This window comes from Methanoregula sp. (assembly GCF_049686655.1).
Taxonomy (GTDB): Archaea; Halobacteriota; Methanomicrobia; order Methanomicrobiales; family Methanospirillaceae; genus Methanoregula.
Window position 1 is genome coordinate 89,903 of record NZ_JBAVIG010000067.1, and the last position, 14,734, is coordinate 104,636.

General features: G+C 56.5%; 18 protein-coding genes. 8 read left to right on the top strand and 10 right to left on the bottom strand.

Going from position 1 to position 14,734, the window contains the following annotated elements; all coding sequences use genetic code 11:
- The first annotated feature begins 2 nt into the window (after positions 1 to 2).
- The 4 genes from dph5 (at position 3) to WBL42_RS09895 (ending at position 2,992) form a co-directional block, all read left to right on the top strand.
- Positions 3 to 752: a diphthine synthase gene (gene dph5 / locus WBL42_RS09880; protein ID WP_424721104.1), complete on the top strand. Its 750-nt coding sequence runs from the start codon at positions 3 to 5 to the stop codon at positions 750 to 752.
- Complete coding sequence (locus WBL42_RS09885) at positions 749 to 1,327, top strand: DUF357 domain-containing protein (protein ID WP_424721105.1); 579 nt, start codon at positions 749 to 751, stop codon at positions 1,325 to 1,327. The genes dph5 and WBL42_RS09885 overlap by 4 nt, the downstream gene beginning before the upstream one ends.
- A gap of 127 nt (positions 1,328 to 1,454) precedes the next feature.
- Positions 1,455 to 2,483 carry a lysylphosphatidylglycerol synthase transmembrane domain-containing protein gene (locus tag WBL42_RS09890; RefSeq protein ID WP_424721106.1) on the top strand — a complete coding sequence of 343 codons (1,029 nt, stop codon included), beginning with the start codon at positions 1,455 to 1,457 and terminating at the stop codon, positions 2,481 to 2,483.
- Positions 2,484 to 2,539: 56 nt separating this feature from the next.
- Positions 2,540 to 2,992 (top strand): bifunctional nuclease family protein, encoded by a 453-nt coding sequence (locus WBL42_RS09895; protein ID WP_424721107.1) that lies wholly within the window; start codon positions 2,540 to 2,542, stop codon positions 2,990 to 2,992.
- A gap of 24 nt (positions 2,993 to 3,016) precedes the next feature.
- Here WBL42_RS09895 and hisE read toward each other — a convergent pair whose 3' ends face one another.
- From hisE to WBL42_RS09910, 3 genes are all read right to left on the bottom strand, one after another.
- Positions 3,017 to 3,319, bottom strand: coding sequence for a phosphoribosyl-ATP diphosphatase (hisE, locus tag WBL42_RS09900; protein WP_424721147.1), 303 nt, complete (start codon positions 3,317 to 3,319; stop codon positions 3,017 to 3,019).
- On the bottom strand, positions 3,319 to 3,759 hold the full coding sequence (locus WBL42_RS09905; protein WP_424721148.1) for a NusA-like transcription termination signal-binding factor: 441 nt from the start codon (positions 3,757 to 3,759) through the stop codon (positions 3,319 to 3,321). Before WBL42_RS09905 ends, hisE begins: the two co-directional genes overlap by 1 nt.
- A gap of 206 nt (positions 3,760 to 3,965) precedes the next feature.
- A complete protein-coding gene (locus WBL42_RS09910; protein WP_424721108.1) occupies positions 3,966 to 4,694 on the bottom strand; it encodes an SIMPL domain-containing protein in 729 nt (242 codons plus the stop codon).
- A 128-nt stretch (positions 4,695 to 4,822) separates the two neighbouring features.
- Here WBL42_RS09910 and WBL42_RS09915 point away from each other — a divergent pair, with 128 nt between their 5' ends.
- The 3 genes from WBL42_RS09915 (at position 4,823) to WBL42_RS09925 (ending at position 7,735) form a co-directional block, all read left to right on the top strand.
- Entirely contained in the window at positions 4,823 to 6,073 is a 1,251-nt protein-coding gene (locus WBL42_RS09915) for a 3-isopropylmalate dehydratase large subunit (protein ID WP_424721149.1), read from the top strand.
- Positions 6,074 to 6,140: 67 nt separating this feature from the next.
- Positions 6,141 to 6,629: a 3-isopropylmalate dehydratase small subunit gene (locus WBL42_RS09920; protein ID WP_424721150.1), complete on the top strand. Its 489-nt coding sequence runs from the start codon at positions 6,141 to 6,143 to the stop codon at positions 6,627 to 6,629.
- Positions 6,617 to 7,735, top strand: a complete 1,119-nt coding sequence (locus tag WBL42_RS09925; RefSeq protein WP_424721109.1) for an isocitrate/isopropylmalate dehydrogenase family protein — start codon at positions 6,617 to 6,619, stop codon at positions 7,733 to 7,735. The genes WBL42_RS09920 and WBL42_RS09925 overlap by 13 nt, the downstream gene beginning before the upstream one ends.
- A 218-nt stretch (positions 7,736 to 7,953) precedes the next feature.
- Here the strand turns inward: WBL42_RS09925 and WBL42_RS09930 are convergent, their stop codons facing one another.
- From WBL42_RS09930 to cfbC, 7 genes are all read right to left on the bottom strand, one after another.
- On the bottom strand, positions 7,954 to 8,559 hold the full coding sequence (locus WBL42_RS09930) for a hypothetical protein (protein WP_424721110.1): 606 nt from the start codon (positions 8,557 to 8,559) through the stop codon (positions 7,954 to 7,956).
- Positions 8,560 to 8,707: 148 nt separating this feature from the next.
- Positions 8,708 to 9,337, bottom strand: coding sequence for a TMEM175 family protein (locus WBL42_RS09935; RefSeq protein WP_424721111.1), 630 nt, complete (start codon positions 9,335 to 9,337; stop codon positions 8,708 to 8,710).
- Positions 9,338 to 9,474: 137 nt separating this feature from the next.
- Positions 9,475 to 10,416, bottom strand: a complete 942-nt coding sequence (locus WBL42_RS09940) for a PAS domain-containing protein (RefSeq protein ID WP_424721112.1) — start codon at positions 10,414 to 10,416, stop codon at positions 9,475 to 9,477.
- Positions 10,417 to 10,588: 172 nt separating this feature from the next.
- On the bottom strand, positions 10,589 to 10,999 hold the full coding sequence (locus tag WBL42_RS09945; protein ID WP_424721113.1) for a hypothetical protein: 411 nt from the start codon (positions 10,997 to 10,999) through the stop codon (positions 10,589 to 10,591).
- Positions 11,000 to 11,137: 138 nt separating this feature from the next.
- A complete protein-coding gene (locus tag WBL42_RS09950) occupies positions 11,138 to 12,259 on the bottom strand; it encodes a nitrogenase component 1 (protein ID WP_424721114.1) in 1,122 nt (373 codons plus the stop codon).
- Entirely contained in the window at positions 12,252 to 13,289 is a 1,038-nt protein-coding gene (locus WBL42_RS09955; RefSeq protein ID WP_424721115.1) for a nitrogenase component 1, read from the bottom strand. The genes WBL42_RS09950 and WBL42_RS09955 overlap by 8 nt, the downstream gene beginning before the upstream one ends.
- Complete coding sequence (gene cfbC / locus WBL42_RS09960; protein WP_424721116.1) at positions 13,255 to 14,067, bottom strand: Ni-sirohydrochlorin a,c-diamide reductive cyclase ATP-dependent reductase subunit; 813 nt, start codon at positions 14,065 to 14,067, stop codon at positions 13,255 to 13,257. The genes WBL42_RS09955 and cfbC overlap by 35 nt, the downstream gene beginning before the upstream one ends.
- Positions 14,068 to 14,256: 189 nt before the next feature.
- Here cfbC and WBL42_RS09965 point away from each other — a divergent pair, with 189 nt between their 5' ends.
- The gene (locus WBL42_RS09965) at positions 14,257 to 14,598 is read left to right on the top strand and encodes a hypothetical protein (protein WP_424721117.1); all 342 of its coding nucleotides are present in this window, start codon (positions 14,257 to 14,259) and stop codon (positions 14,596 to 14,598) included.
- The last annotated feature ends 136 nt before the right edge of the window (positions 14,599 to 14,734 follow it).

Below are 14,734 nucleotides of genomic sequence, written 5' to 3' on the forward strand. Positions count from 1 at the left end.
CCATGCTGACTTTTATCGGCCTCGGCCTGTATGACAAGACCGACATCTCGGAAAAAGGACTGGCCTGCATCCGTTCCGCGGACAGCGTCTTTCTCGAATGTTATACATCCCGCCTCATGGGCACAACACCAGGAGAACTTTCCGGTTATTACGGCAGGGCCGTCCATTCCCTGTACCGCGACGACGTCGAGCAGCACCCGGAAGCACTCCTTGCACAGGCAGAGCAGAAGAATGTTGTCTTTCTCTGTGCAGGAGACCCGATGGTCTCGACGACCCATGCGGATCTCCGTATGCGTGCTGCCGCACGGGGCATCCGGACCGCGATCATCCATGCGGCTTCCATCTCGAGCGCAGTCTGCGGCCTTTCAGGGCTCCAGAACTACCGTTTCGGAAAGTCCTGCTCCCTGCCGTTCCCGCAGAAGAACTGGTTCCCGACCACGCCTCTCGATGTGATTCTCCAGAACCTTTCGCTCAGGCTGCACACCCTGGTCTATCTCGATATCCACGATGACCGGTTCATGACTGTTCCGGAAGCGGTGGATCTGCTCGAACGGATGGCAGGAGACCGCCAGGTAACGATCCCGCTGTACGTAGGAATTGCCCGGGCCGGTTCGGGCGAGCCGGTCGTGCGTGCGGGTAACGCGAAGGCGATAAGATCCACGGATTTCGGCCCCCCCCTCCACATTCTCGTGATACCGGCTGAACTGCACGATATGGAACAGGAATACCTGGAAGTGTTTGCCGGTTTATGAGACTCCAGGACTGCCAGCACCTCCTTGCGGATTCCCTTGCCCGTTGCCGGAGCACTGCCCCTGACAACACGCTGCTCGGGCAGACCGCTGCATCGGTTCTCATTATGGTATCAGCGTACGAAAGCGACGGAAGGACATTCTTTGCCGGGGGGGATCCGGTCAATGCCCTGGCCGCATACTGGTACGGCTTTGGCTGGCTGCACGGGGGGGTTGCCATGGGACTGCTGACAACCGGTAACGGCACGGCGGGTTGCCCGTTTACATCGGTGATCGAAGCCATCCCTGAGTTCCACCGGGAAAAACTTGACGAGAAGACCGCACGGTACCTGCGACTGCTGGATACGGCCATCAGTTCCGTATCCCATGCCCCGCACCCCTCCACCCCCGCATACCGGTTCGCCGGCCAGGTGCTCTGTATCGCAGGTGCCTACCGGGAGCGGGGATGGCAGCGGATGGAAGAGGGGCACAAGGAAGATGCGCTTGCCTGCTACAGTTACGGCCACGGGTGGCTTGATGCAGGTGTTCAGGCAGGGCTATTTGCCGTGCTTGCCAACCGGGATATTTTCACGGTATGAAGGGTTGCAGGAATCACGATTAGACGAATTCCCGGGTCATGGGAATAAAAGGGTATATACTATGCCCCATAACCTGTTAAGGTAGTCACCAGACTGCCCTTCTGGCAGCGCGGGATGGGTTGTAACAATGGAGCGATCGCAGGTCAAGTGGCTGTATATTTCCGTGGGCTTCTCGCTTGCGGTCCTCATCGTTATTCTCTATCTCACTATTAACGCAAATACCATCACGTATGTAAAAAAGATCAATCCCCTTTATCTCCTCCTCGCTTTCCTTACCCACATCCTGACCATGTGCTTCTGGGCGATGCGGGTCAAGAAGATGTCCGGGTCGCTCGGGTACCCCATCGGGTTCTGGTACAGCCTGAACCTGGTCTTCGCAAACCTGCTTGCCGCTGCGATCACGCCGGCCCAGGCGGGAGGGGAGCCCGTAAGGATTCATGAACTCTATAAGGCAAACGTCCCTCTCGGGGATGCCACGGCTATCGTGATCATGGAGCGGGTGCTTGACGGTGTTGCACTTGCAGGGCTTGCCGCGTTTGCCATGATTGTCCTGACCGACCAGTGGAAGAGCCTCGGAGCTATCTCTGAGATCATGGTCTTTGTCACCTGGATATTTGTGGCAGGATGCCTGTTCCTCTTCTACCTGGCAATCCGGAGGCCCGACGTGGTAAAGCGGGTGGTCAACCGCTGCACGCTCTTCTTTACCAAAACCTGGGAGAACGGCCGTATCGAGGAACTCCTCACGCGGGCTGACAAGGAGATCGACAACTTCCACGACGCGGTTATCAAGTTCGTGCGGAGCGCTAAGGGCGGGCTTGTCTGGGGAATGGTCTTCACCCTGCTCTACTGGGTATCCGAGATCATCACTGCCTCCCTTATCCTGGTCGGGCTGGGCCAGCCGCCCCTCATTCTGGAATCGTTTGTGATCCAGTTGATCCTCGCGATCCTGATGATGATACCGCTCACACCGGGCAGTTCTGGCATAGCGGAAGTCGGGGCCACCTCCATGTATGCCATCTTCATCCCCGCGTCCGTTGTCGGGATCTTTGTCGTGATCTGGCGGATTGTCCTCTACTACTTCAACATCGCCCTTGGCATCCTCTCCAGCATCATCATCGTACGCCGCGAAGCAAAAAACGCCGAAAATGCTGAATGATCTCCCCGGGTGATCCATCAACCCTTATATCAGATGGAGGCAATGACTGCACAGGCATGACACAGGTCCGTTGTGAAGTCAGGGGCGTCTTCATGGCGATCAGCGAGGCGGCGACTGTCCCCCTCGTAATACTTGAAGACGGGAACGGTCGTCTGTTACCAATATTCATCGGCATCTGGGAGGCCGTGTCTATTAACAGCGCGAAGAATCACGAGGTGCTGCCCCGGCCCTTCACCCACGACCTCTTTCTGGACATGTGCTCCAAGTTCTCCATCACCGTGCGTTTTTTGCAGATCGACAGCATCGAGGGCGGGGTGTATTATGCCCAGCTCGTGCTCGTGAATGAAAACCATGAAGAGTTCATTGACTGTCGCCCGAGCGACGGCATCGCCCTGGCACTCAGGAGCGATGTCCCGATCTTTGTGGATGAGGGCGTGCTCTCTTCAGCAGCACAGAAAAATGAAGACCTGCCAAGGATGGTCGATCTCACCTCCTTCCTCAGTAAATAATGCGTACGCGGAGAGGAGGAGAGCTTATTTCCTGCGGTGCTCCAGTTCTTTCATTACGTCGGCGAGGTCGATATCTGCTGCCCGCAGGGCAACAAGAATATGGAAGAGGAGATCTGACGCTTCACTGACTGTTCTCCCGTCCACACCGTTCTTTACGGCCAGGATGAACTCGGTAGTCTCCTCACCTACTTTCTCCAGCACCTTATCGATTCCCTTCTCGTCAAGAAACAGGCGGGAGGTATAGGATGTCCCGGCCGGGTGTTCCTTCCGCTCGCAGATCACGCCCCAGAGTTCCGCGATCACCTTCGGGTCGATGCCGGGATCCATCATGCCTCCATTCCCAGGAGGACTTCACCGATCTCGATCGCGTAAAAGCGCCGGCAGAGAATGCGCGCCTTTTCGATGTTGCAACCGGCCTTCCCGATAGCGATGCCCAGATCGCTCCGCTGGCGGACAATTACGTTTACCGGCCCGGTCTCCACGGAGCTTTCGATCCCGGTGATCTCGGCAGGTTTGAAGATGTTTGCTATGAACGCATTCGCCGAATCCGCAAACTCGACCATCTCGATCCGCTTGCCGAGTACGTTCTGCAGGCGCCGGATATTCTCGCCTTTCTTGCCTATCGCAAGGCCCATGTCTCCCGGACGGATCACGTAGATGACCCTGTCGAACCGGTCGTCAATCACGCAGTCAAGGGCCGTGGACTTGGTGAGAATTCGCAGTTCTTCGATATAGCGTCGTTCCTTGAAGCCGATATTACGTTCCATGTCAAAATCAATCCTATTGTATACGCTGATTTGCTGGTATTCGAGATTTGGTATGAACGTCTTCATCCCCGACGTTCATTTTGGTTGGGAAATAACTTTCCGGTAAAGCCGGTTGTGCATTGTGATTTTATGAAATGATCACACTGCTATTTTAAAAACATTGTGAAGGGATTGCACAGACAGGAAAAGAGAATGACTGGGGAAGTTTAGTAGGTGTAGGTGACCGAAACCTGTGCATTCACGGTGATGTCACCGGGCTGGATTGGGGTCGGGGCCGCGGATTTTGCTGCACCCACTGCATCCCACTGGCTGTTGGAGTAGACCACCGGTGTGAAACTCTGGGTAATATCGACAGTTCCCATGCCGGTAATATTGACACCGAGAGCCCCGGCAACGGTATCCGCGTCAGCCCTTGCATTTGCTACCGCATCTTTCAGAGCCTCGCCGCGGAGTGCCTGGGCCTGGGCATCGGAGAGCATGAACTGGATGGAGTCTGCCTGGTTGACGCCGTTTGCCACAGCGATATCTATGATATCCCCTGTCCTGCTCACGTTGTCAAGCGTGACTGTCAGGGTGTTGGTAACCTGGTACGTCTTTACCTTGGGGTTCAGGATCCCGCCGGTTGAGTCGTCATATACGGGGCTGATGCTGTACCCGGATGTTTTGAGCGAATCCCGCGGGATACCGGCGCCGGCAATCGCATCGATCACCTGGCCCATCTGGTTGGCGTTATCCGACTGTGCAACTTTCACATCCGGGTTTTCTGTCTGTACGGAGAAGGTGATCTGTGCCCGGTCAGGAGTACCGACCACATTGCCGCTTCCGGCCGCATGGATCACGTGATCAGTCGATGAGTCCTGGGCAGATACGCTGCCGACAACCGCCGCCAGGAAGATTATAAGGATGGCGCAGAGGAAAGAGAGTCTTCGCATCATGGTATTCACACGATCTTGGCCCGATATAACGTTAAATCTTGCTTTGACTGCGAAAACGGTCGCAGTTATCAGAAGTGGTGCACGAGAAAGTACAATACCTCCGGATGTCAATAGTAGAGACGATTCGCATGGGAGCAACAATCGTAGAGAAGATCTTCTCACGGAAATGCGGCAAAGACATACGGGCAGGCGACGTGGTCATGGCCCCTCTTGACGGGGCAATGATCCACGATATTACCGGCCCGCTTGCCATCCAGAAGTTCTACGAGATGGGCGGAAAAGATGTCTTTGACCCAAAAGCCGTCATCATGCTCTTTGACCACCAGATACCGGCCGACTCCATCGAGGCCGCGAGCAACCATGTCTACATGCGGAAGTTCGCTGCTGAGCAGGGTATCCACAATTATGACATCAGTGAGGGCGTCTGCCACCAGGTGACGATCGAGAAAGGTCGTGCAGCACCGGGCGAGATCGTTGTGGGTGCAGATTCCCACACCTGTATGTATGGCGCAACCGGAGCGTTTGCAACTGGCATCGGGTCCACCGATATGGGATTTGCCCTGAAGTTCGGCGCACTCTATTTCAGGGTGCCCGAGACCATCTGTGCCGAAGTCTCCGGTAAGTTCCAGAAACGGGTCGGGGCAAAGGACCTGATCCTTGCGATTGCTGCCGATATCGGTGCCGATGGGGCAACCTACAAGGCGATCGAGTTTACCGGCAAGACCGTACGGAAACTCGACATGGCAGGCAGGATGACGCTCTGCAACATGGCGATAGAGATGGGCGGCAAGGCGGGCATTGTCGCGCCGGATAAAGTGACGTGGGAGTACATGAAAGGACGGCGGAAGATGAAACCGTTCGATCTGGATAGCGACCCCGGTGCGAAATTTGCGGAGAAACGTTCCTACGATGTATCGGGCCTGGAACCGCAGGTCGCTGTCCCTCATAACGTGGACACGGGTGTGCCGGTCAGCAAAGTGGCGGGAACACATGTCGACCAGGTCTTCATCGGTTCCTGCACGAACGGGCGTTTCGAAGACCTCGTGGAAGCGGCAGAGGTGCTGGGGAAGAAGAAGTTCAGCCCGAAGATCAGGACCATCATCATCCCGGCATCCCGGGACGAGTATCTCAAGACTCTCCGGGTAGGACTGATCGAAAAGTTCGTGAAGGCGGGCGCACTGGTCGAGGCGCCCTGCTGCGGCCCCTGCATGGGCGGGGCGTTCGGCCTGATCGCCCCCGGGGAGGTCTCGCTCTCGACCTCGAACCGGAACTTCAGGGGCCGTCAGGGAAGTACGGAGGGTAAAGTGTACCTCTGTTCCCCGGCAACGGCGGCAGCAAGTGCGATCACGGGCGAGATCACCGACCCGAGGGAGGTGTAACATGGCAGCGAAAAAGACGGTACCGGTCAAAAGTGTAGTAGTCCGGGAGCCCCATCCCGCACAGAACATGCGGGCCTGGAAGTTCGGCGACGACATTGACACCGACGCAATCATCCCGGGCAGGTTCCTCACCATCAACAATCCCGACGAGCTTGCAAAGCACGCCTTTGAGGGGACCCGTGACGAGTTTGCAAAGAAGGTAAAAGAAGGGGACGTGGTTGTCGGCGGCCGGAACTTCGGATGCGGCTCGTCCCGCGAACACGCCCCGCTTGCCCTGATCGGCGCCGGTGTGAAGGTCGTGGTAGCCCGGTCGTTTGCCCGGATATTCTTCAGGAACTCGATCAACGTCGGGGTGCTTCCCGTGGTCTGCCCGGATGCGGACAAAATTGCCGACGGGGCAAAGGTTACCCTGAAGATAAAGGATGGTTACCTTGAAGCCGACGGGAAAAAGTATGCCATCGAGCCCGTCCCGGTGTTCATGCAGGGTATCATCGACGCCGGCGGGCTCGTGGAATATGCGAAGAATTTAAAGGAGGTGCCGGTATGTACAGGATAGCGTCAATTGGCGGGGACGGGATCGGCCCGGAGATCGTGGCCGAGGGAAAGAAGGTACTGGAAGCAGCGGGCGAGAAGTATAACTTCGACATCCAGTGGACTGACTTCGATATCGGTGCGGACCGGTACATCCATTCGGGCAAGCTTATCACCGAGGAGGAGTTTGACGAACTCTCGAAGTTCAAGGCAATCTATTTCGGTGCCATCGGCGACGAGCGGGTGAAACCCGGCATCCTTGAGAAAGGGATCCTGCTTGCGCTCCGCTTCAGGTTTGATATGTATGTCAACCTCCGCCCGATCAGGCTCCTGCACGGCGTGGAAACACCGCTTGCCGGGAAGACGCCTCACGATATCGACTTCGTGGTAGTCCGCGAGAATACCGAGGACTTCTATGTCGGGATCGGCTCGCGGTTCAAAAAACACGAGAAAAAGGAACTGAACGTCATCCGCGACATCTACAGCGTGAAGTTCGGCCTCGATGTGGAAAGCGATGCCGAAGAGATTGCGTACCAGATCGGGGTCATTACCCGCGAAGGGGCACGCCGGGTCCAGACCTATGCGTTTGACCTTGCGATGCAGAGGAAGAAGAAACTCACTTCGGTGGACAAGGCAAACGTGCTCTCGGACGTGTACGGCCTCTGGCGGGACGTGTTCACAGAGACCGCGAAGTCTTACCCTGACGTAACAACAGAATTCAACTTCGTGGACGCGGTCACCATGTGGTTTGTGAAGAACCCCGAGTGGTTCGATGTCGTGGTCACGCCCAACATGTTCGGCGACATCATCACCGATCTCGGCGCCATGATCCAGGGTGGTCTCGGGCTTGCCCCGGGCGGCAACATCAACCCGGAGGGCACCTCCATGTTCGAGCCGATCCACGGTTCGGCACCCAAGTACAAGGATCTCGGCATTGCAAATCCCATCGCCACCATCTGGGCCGGTTCCCTGCTGCTCGATCATATCGGCGAGCACAAGGCAGCGGCAGCCGTGGTCAGTGCCATCGAACAGAGCATACGGGACGGTGTGGTGACAAAAGACCTGGGCGGCTCGGCCCGGACCACGAAGGCCGGCTCGTATATCGCTGACTGCGTCCGGAAAGGGCAGTAAATCCTTTTCTGAACAGGGCCTTATCCCTGAAATGGCCCCAAAGCAGTTCTCTTTTTTTGTTCGTGCCGGACGCCTTTCTGTTATCGTGACCGGCACCTTTATCGTCCTGCTCATCCTGAGCCTGTGATGGCCTGGTGTAAAGAAAACGGTTGCTCTTCACATTGCGGGAGAGACGACTGTTGCCCGTAAAAAGAGAGTAAAAAAGAAAGAGAGGGTAATCACGCTTTTTTCAGGAATTCAGGATGCTCTGCCATCACTTCGAGCGCCCTCTGCTTATGGACATATGCCGGATACCACATGGTAAAGACGATAGCGATGATGATAAAGAGCCATTGCACATTTTCCCAGAACATTATATGCATGTCAGGTCGGACCAGCAGAACGATGTTCACCACAAGGCCGAGCGTGAATGCAATTCCCCATACCGCGGTGATGATATAATTTACCCGCATGAATGGAGCGCTCCTTCCACGCTCGGGCTCCACGCCCTCTCTTGAATACTGGAGGGTGAAGGGGAACCGGAACAGTATCGTTGCCCAGCAGACGATCGTAAGGATCAGCATCGAGAGTACCGAGATGTAGTTCGCAAGATAGTACTGTTGTAATCCAACGATCAGGATGAAGAACACGACGAAGAACACGATCGTGACAACGGACAGGATATAGCCCTTGAGCAGTTGGCGGTAACTCGTCAGGACAGTGAGCACGATAGCGATGATAAAGGCAAGGATCAGGTTCATCAGGGGATTTCCCACGGGAGATTCCGCAACAAGAACGAACGCGATCCATGGCACGAACGCTGCAAGGAGTGATATCAGGTTCATTATAGTAGGAAAAAGGATCCAAAGAAGGATAATTCTTTTGTTTTATACGCCTGTTCCCGATTCCCCGGGGATCACAAATACAGACTTCCCGGAAGGAACAGCAGGTATTCCGAACCGGTCCGGATCGGGGAGTCCCTGTTTCCCGCGTTTACCCGAAGATGTACTCCACACCAAAAAAGACAATGGGGAGCGTCATATATATCGCAGTACTCCATGTGATTCCGGCCAATGCGAACAGGATGCCCACGATGGAGACCCCGGGAACAACGAGATTCCGGAAACGGATTTTCCTGATGTATGCCGGTTTCAGCGTCGATTCTGTCAGCCGGTGATCGTTCGTGGCATACCACCACTGGATGGACAAACCAATACCGATGAGAAGGAGATTCGTCTCAAATACCATTGCACCGACCGGGACACCGGAAAAAGCACCGGAGAAGGACGCTGAAAAGGGGAGGAGTGCAACAAACATGAGCGTCACGAGGTTAATCCAGGTGAATATCTTATCGGGAGTCCGTACCGAATGGAACTGCATGTGTTGGCTAAGCCAGAACGCACCGAGGATAAGAAACGCGAGAGCATAGTGCATGAAACCGGAATAGAGGTCGATGAGAACCTGAAGAGCATATGCATTTGATGGTACCAGTGTCGCCTTATCCGGCACACTCAGACCGATGACAAGGAGCGTCATCGCGAACGCAAATATGCCATCCGAGAGTGCTTCCAGCCTGCCCTTAGTGAGGTGGGATTCATTACTCCCATCATTTTCCTCAGTCATAGTCTTCATCCGTACTGGGAAGTGATCGGATTTATGTGCTTGGGATTTTTAGAAAATTTACATGGGCAGGATTCAGCCGGAACGATTGTGGCCATACAGAACGGATGACCGGGGTCTGCAGGATATTTTAAAAGAGGTTACCGGAGGTTTGTCGGAACGTCGGCAAACACATCTTCTTCTTCCTCGTCATCAGATGACCGGTTGAAAATGGACCGGAAGTACCCAAGAGGTCCGCCTTTTGCCTGTGGGGATGCCACCCGGGAGCGGTATTCGCTCACTTTTTTATCACCGGAGACGTCCTTGATCAGGAACTCCGCTTCTGCAAGGCCTTCCTCGACAGCCATCTTATCCGTGACGTCAGTTATAGATCCTGCGATCGCTACGGTTTTCCCGTTCTTTACGACCGGGACCTCATTTACCTCGATCCAGACCTTCCGCCCGTCCCGGGTTGCCATCTCAAGCCGGTACGGGGGTTCCCGCCGCCCGGAGGCGATGGCCCGGATCGTCCGCTCGAGACCGGAGGCGTTCATGGGATGATCGGTGAGGTAATCTGTCCAGATCCGTTTCCCGTCCCTTGGCCGGCAGCCGAGCAGGTCGCAGATCCTCGGGCTGACAAACACCATCGTGTGGTCAGGTGTATGGGTATAATACATCTGGCTCCCGCTCTCAAGCAGGACCATCAGTTCCTCGTCCCGTTTCCGGATCGCCTTCTGTTCGTGTTTTATCGGGGTGATGTCCCGTCCCGTGGCTACAATGGATGCCACGGTCTTGTCCTCCCCGAGAACAGATCTCGCAGACCAGCTGATGCACCGCATCCCCTTCCCGGTCTGTATCCACTGTTCCACCATGCAGGCAAAGGGGGGCCGGAAAAGCTTGGTCATCTGGGTAGCGATCACATCGGAATAGCGTTCATCCGTCACCGGCATGAAGATGCTGTTGACGAGGTGCTCCCGGGTCTTCCCGAGGGTTTCACAATAGGCAGTGTTGACAAAAAGGAGCCTGCCTTCAAGATTGAACCTGACAATGAGATCCTGCTGGTTCTCCACCAGGTCCCGGTAGGTATTATCAGCATCATCCATTCCAGACCACGTATACCTGTGCCATAACCCGGCACACCTTCTTGGACGGGATTACCCCTTCTCATAAGATCATCTGCTGACGAACTATTAATGGTACACGATACGGTGAAAAAAGAGCCGTGGCGGATGGATTTCTGGTGCAGATCCAGCCGGTATTTTGTCCGGTCCTGCCTTAGACCGCGGCGCTGATCTTCTGCTGCCCTTCCACAACCCTGCGGATCCTGACAGCGGGCGATTCCGGGATCTTCACTATCACTGCCATACGTTCCTTTCCGTACATTACTGCACGGAGCGTAGCCAGCGATAGCGTGAACGTTCCTGCTTCGAACAGGTCGATATTCAGCGCCTTGCCGGAAACAGAGACATGGGCGAGCCCGCGGGTCGGGCCGAGGTAATAATCCCAGTTCCGGGTGAGTTCCTCGATCTGGACATATACCTTACCGGAGACTGCCCTGAGCAGCTCTGCTTTCCGGATGGCATACCGTTCCCCGAGCACGTGAAGTTCCACGACTTCGTGTTCAATCCCTTCACCATCGATTGCCCTGCACCTTGTCTGCTGGAGATATCCTGATTTTTCCATCATACACGACCACCTTCTGTCGTATACTGGCGTTGCATGGGGGGGGTATATAGCCTGTCAGCATGAGCAGGGTGAAAGTGAAAACCTCCATCAAGGTTGAATTTCATGGACGTGAAAAGAAGTTGATGGGGAGTGGCCGGTTCACGCTTTCCGGTCCATACAGGCATTCAACACCTGCTCAACGAAGGAGAGGGTGCCGTTGACACCGGCGAGGGGGGCGGGGGAGAGCCGTACCGTGCCACGCAGGGGAGGGACGATGCCCACAAACGCGATGTCTTTACTGATCGCCCGTTCGAACGAGGACCCGATCACAAGATCGGGAGTGTGGGCCCGGATGAGTTCATGCACCTGCAGGATCCCGTCTGCCCTTGTCACCGGGAACTGCGATGCCCCTGCCGCATTCCGGGAGCCGATGCAACAGATCTCCGCATCGAGATAATGATCTAACACTTCAGCCGCAAACTGACCGTACGAATGCCCGGCGAAGATGACTGCCGCCGGCGGGTCGAACCTCTGCAGGTATTTGTCGCAGGCCCGCACCACCCGCTCTTCCTGCTGCCGGATCTCGAGGAGGACCGGATCGATATCCGCTTCCTCGACATGGCTCCCGATCTCGTGGAATGTGGCCCGGATCGCATCGAACCCGAGCGTTCCGCCAAGGGTCTTTCCAGTGCCTGAAGGAAAATCCGCATTTGTACTGACCGTCCACGGTGCTGCGTGATACACTTTCTCCAGCCGGTCCTGGCAGAAGACCGTAGCTGCCGGGACTGATGCCAGGGCAAACAGGCGCATTACCTCCTGGACGTTTCCGCCCGAGAACGGGTCGAAGAGGCAGGCTCCTTCAATGTTCACTCCCGTAGCATCCGGATCGATCCCCGGCCCGAGCCGGGCAAGCGCATTCTTATATCCGGCTTCCACGTCACCGGAGAATCCCGGGCTGTCGACAAGGATCACGTCTTCGTCCGCGAGTATGGATTGGATGTCCTCGCCAAGGATTGCGGGAACGCAGGTGGTGATCACCGCAATTCGCTTCCCGGTCCCGCCCAGGCTGCAGATCACTTCCCGGAGCCGGTCTTCCGACCCGAAGATCACCTCGTTTTCAAGGATGAATGTGCCGTGGAGGGGGGCATGGAGAAGGGTGGTGGGATAATAGTAGCACCCGCTCGACCCGTGGATAACTACCGCGACACCTTCGAATCCCGCGAGGCACGCCGCTGCCCCCGTCATTGCGCACGGCCAGAGTGGATTGTCACATTCAGGCATGGATCGCCCTCCTCCAGCGGTGCAGCATCCGCCGCATGCCGGTGGTCCCGACTGCAGGGCTGACCGGCAGGCGGGTATCGCTCCCACCGCCCGGCGAGAGCCCGAGTACTCCTGCCAGTTCTTCTGCAGCAGCAAGCCCATCCTGACCCGGCCAGGTATTGTCGAAGGCTGCACGGGATCCTTTGAGGTCCCCGAATGCAGCAATCATCTCTGCCTGCATGGACCGCTCACGCTCCATTGACTCATGCCCGTCAATCCCGCAGCAGCAGGCTACGGATTCGAGGAATGCGATAGTGTCAGACAGGCCGTGGGGAAACGAGGGGATGAACGGTGTGCCGAACCTCTGCTCCAGGTACTTCCCGACCGGCGCGAGAGCGGGGTTCCGGAGGATGTTGAGCTGTCCGGACCCGAGCCGGGACATCCGGTCAAAAGGGATGTCGTGGACGAACCGCAGGGAAACGGGCAGGTCCAGGCAGCCAAGGAGCCGGGCGATCTCGGTGTAATTCTCCTCTACTTCGTACTCCAGGTTCATCTCGCCGATAATGTTGACCCCGGGAGTCCTGCTACAGGGTTTCGCCGTGCCCGCCAGGGTGATCAGGGCGTTGTTCACCCCGTCCTGGAATGTCCCGCCAAGAAAACCCGCTGTGGGGATATGGATAACCGGTATCCCGTATTCCTGTTCGCAGACAGCCTCGACATCGTCCCCGATCGTTTCGACGATACAGGTCGAGAGGACAAAAACTGCTTTTACATTCCTGCCTGCAGCTTTGTCAAGGGCTTTGCGGAGGGCGTCTTCACCGCCAAACACAATATCCTGCTCTGAGAGCCCGGTCGAGACGAGATCCGGCAGCAGGACTTCGTCGTTGTCGAGCCACGTGGCGTGCAGCAGGGAGAAGTTATGGTGGCTGCAGCCTTTTGGCCCGTGCACGATCGTTGCGGCATCGCGGATACGAGTGGTGACCGAGAGAGCCCCCGTGAGAGTGCATCCCCCGAGCCTAGATGAATTCACGGGCAAGGGATTCAAGTTCATCGGTCTCAATGGGGGTGGGGACAGATAACCGGGTATTCCCCATGACGCGCCCGGCAAGGGAGCGGTACACTTCTGCCTGGGCAGATTCCGGGCTGTACTCGATCACCGTCTGCTGGTTCACTTCAGCCTGCTGTACGACATGGGCACGGGGGATGTACTGCACCATCGTGCTGTTCACCCGGCGCGAGAATTCTGCTACAAGTTCCTCCTCGCGGGGCTGGCCCCTCGCGTTACAGATTACGCCCCCCAGCCGGCACTTGCTCTTCACCCGGGAGGAGAGGCGCTGGATCGCCTTGCAGATGTTGTTTGCCGCGTACAGGGACATCAGTTCCCCGGAGGTAACCAGGTAAATTTCCTGCGCATAACCTTCCCGCATCGGCATCGCAAACCCGCCGCAGACCACATCGCCAAGGACGTCATAGACTATAACATCTCCGTCGAGTGCTCCGAACTTCTCCAGCAGGTGGAACGTGGCGATGATCCCCCTGCCGGCACAGCCTACGCCGGGCTCAGGACCTCCCGCTTCCACGCACCGGATCCCGTTGTACCCGGTAAAAACAATGTCCGACAGGGAGAGTGCAGCTTCCCCCTTGGTCCGGACGAGGTCCATCACGGTCGGGATGAACTTTCCCTGCATCAGCATCCTCGTGCTGTCCCGCTTGGGATCGCAGCCGATCTGGAGGATCGAGAGTCCCCTGGCGGAGAGTGCGGCCGAGAGATTGGCTGATGTAGTGGATTTCCCGATGCCGCCTTTACCGTACAGGGCGATCTGCTTCATCACCGTACCTATGGACCGGCAATTTATATTAGATCTCCTGATGTTAACCAAAGTAAACTTGTGTTGGATCGGGCACTCAAGATGCGCTGGGACGCGGGGCCTGTATTATTCCGGCGGTCCGGCACCTTCTCCGGAGGGTAGAGCCCGGTCAGAGGTTTTTTGGGAAGACAGGAGTAATCATGTAATTCAATGGACGCGGCGCAGACAGTGCTCAAGTTCGTTGCCGGCGGCAGCATCATTGTCGGGGTAACCTGGCTTGCACAGCAGGTCAATCCCCGGTACGGGGCCATCCTTGCCGCGGCACCGATCATCACCACCCTCGCATTCCTGTTCACCTATAACGAAGCGGGGGTGGCCACCACCCAGCAGCTGGTCATCGGAGCATTCTATTTTGCAATCCCGACACTGTTCTTCCTACTCACCCTGTATTTCCTGATGGGCAGGTTCGGCCTCCTCCCGAGTCTTGGCGGGGCATACGGAGTCTGGCTCGCGTGCGTTGTCATTACCAACCTGATCGTATCGTCGATCTGACGGGTATATGAAGTGGAAGCGGACACCTGCCATCAGACAGGAGGAAACGGGGGAATACCTGATTCAACCGGTACGGTATCCCTGCGAATTGGTCCCTTTTCCGTAACACGGTGTACGGATGTCCGTGGAGACAGAC